This window comes from Microbacterium sp. (genome assembly GCF_036277215.1).
In the GTDB taxonomy this organism is placed as follows: domain Bacteria; phylum Actinomycetota; class Actinomycetes; order Actinomycetales; family Microbacteriaceae; genus Microbacterium.
In genome coordinates, this window is record NZ_DASUNI010000340.1 from 1 (window position 1) to 2,013 (window position 2,013).

Genomic DNA, 2,013 nt, shown 5'->3' on the forward strand with positions numbered 1-2,013 from the left:
ACCGCGCTAGTTGGACGCGGACGTTTCACGTGAAACCTCACAAGACACCGACGGAGCAGGCGGGTCGAGATCACGCGCAGTTGTTCGTCCAGCAATGTGCGGTTGCCCTGGTCTCGATACGCGGCTGCGCCGCTACTCGACCGCCGCGAGGGTGCGCTGTGGTCTCGATACGCGGCTGCGCCGCGACTCGACCGCCGCGGGGCTGCGCCGCGACTCGACCGCCAGCCTTGATTCGGCGGAAGGCGTTCGATGCCGCGACTAGAGTGGAACGCGATGTCCGTCGGCGCGCGAAAGGGAGGCTGTTTCACGTGAAACATCCCGAGGACGCCGCATCTGCGACATCCTTCTCGCTCGACGACAGCCCCATCGCCCGCGAATTGGCCGATCTGACCGCCCGTCGCCGAGTGTTGGAAGACGTCACCGTGCGACTCAGCGGTCGAACCCGCGTCATCACGGTGTCGAACCAAAAAGGTGGTGTCGGAAAGACGACGACCACCGTCAATATCGCCGCCGCGCTCGCCTCAGTCGGCGCCCGGGTGCTGGTGATCGACCTCGATCCGCAGGGAAACGCCTCCACGGCGCTGGGCGTGCCGCACACCGCCGATATTCCGAGCATCTACGACGTGCTGATCGACGATCTCCCCCTCGCGGAGATCATCCAGTCGAGTCCAGAGTCGACGACGCTGTTCTGCGCTCCGAGCACCATCCACCTCGCCGGGGCCGAGATCGAGCTGGTGTCGCAGGTGGCGCGGGAGCACCGGCTGCGTACGGCTCTCGACGAGTATCTCGACCACCTCGAGCAGCGACTGGATTTCGTGCTGATCGATTGCCCCCCGTCGCTGGGACTGCTGACGATCAACGCATTTGCGGCCGCGCACGAGCTGTTGATCCCGATTCAGTGCGAGTATTACGCCCTCGAGGGCCTGAGCCAGCTTCTCGGTACGGTCCGGATGATCCAGAAGCACCTCAACCCGAGGCTGCGCCTCTCCACGATCGTGCTCACCATGTACGACGGACGCACGAAACTCGCGCAGCAGGTCGCCGAGGAGGTGCGTCAGCATTTTCCGGACGAGGTGCTCGGCACCGTGATCCCACGTTCGGTCCGCGTCTCCGAGGCGCCGAGCTTCGGCCAGACCGTGATCGCTTACGATGGGCATTCTGCCGGCGCCGTTGCGTATCGCGAAGCCGCCGTCGAGATGATCCGCCGAGACAGCGCGGATGCCGAAGCGCAAGACCACGGGAATGCCAGTGCACCCGCAAACGAAGGGGGCTCCTGATGGCCAAACGAACCGGCCTGGGGCGGGGGATCGGCGCCCTCATCCCGACGAGCGAGCCCTCGCTGGAAGGGCGTCCGGTCGATGTCTTCTTCCCCGGGGTTCCCACGGATGACACCGAAGACCTCATCGAGGTGCCCGGGGCGCATCTCGCGCACATCGACCCGCACGCGATCGTCCCCAACCCCCGGCAGCCCCGCACGCACTTCGACGCGGACGACCTGGCCGAGCTCGTGCACAGCGTGCGCGAGTTCGGTGTGCTGCAGCCGGTGGTGGTCCGAGACGTCGGCGACGGCACCTTCGAGCTGATCATGGGCGAGCGGCGCACACGTGCCGCCAGAGAGGCCGGGCTCACCTCGATCCCGGCGGTCGTGCGCGACACGGCCGACGAGCACCTGCTGCGCGACGCGCTGCTGGAGAACCTTCACCGCTCCGAGCTCAACCCTCTCGAGGAAGCCTCGGCCTATCAGCAGCTCCTGTCGGACTTCGGCATCACGCAGGAGGAGCTGTCGACGCGGATCGGACGATCGCGGCCGCAGATCAGCAACACGATCCGCCTGCTGAAGCTGCCCCTGCCCGTCCAGCAGCGGGTCGCCGCCGGGGTGCTGACCGCCGGTCACGCGCGGGCGATCCTGTCTCTCGACGACGAAGACGCCATGCAGCGTCTGGCGGACAAGATCGTCAACGAAGATCTTTCGGTGCGCGCGGCCGAGACCGCCGCCAAGCTGCCGGATACCGG

2 protein-coding genes are annotated in these 2,013 nt (G+C 66.8%); both read left to right on the forward strand.

Features of this window, described 5'->3' with window-relative positions:
* Window positions 1-299 precede the first annotated feature (299 nt).
* Entirely contained in the window at window positions 300-1,277 is a 978-nt protein-coding gene (locus tag VFX99_RS16200) for a ParA family protein (protein WP_414684413.1), read from the forward strand.
* Window positions 1,277-2,013: ParB/RepB/Spo0J family partition protein (locus tag VFX99_RS16205; protein ID WP_329667321.1), on the forward strand; the 737-nt coding region annotated here is incomplete at its 3' end. The genes VFX99_RS16200 and VFX99_RS16205, both read left to right, overlap by 1 nt.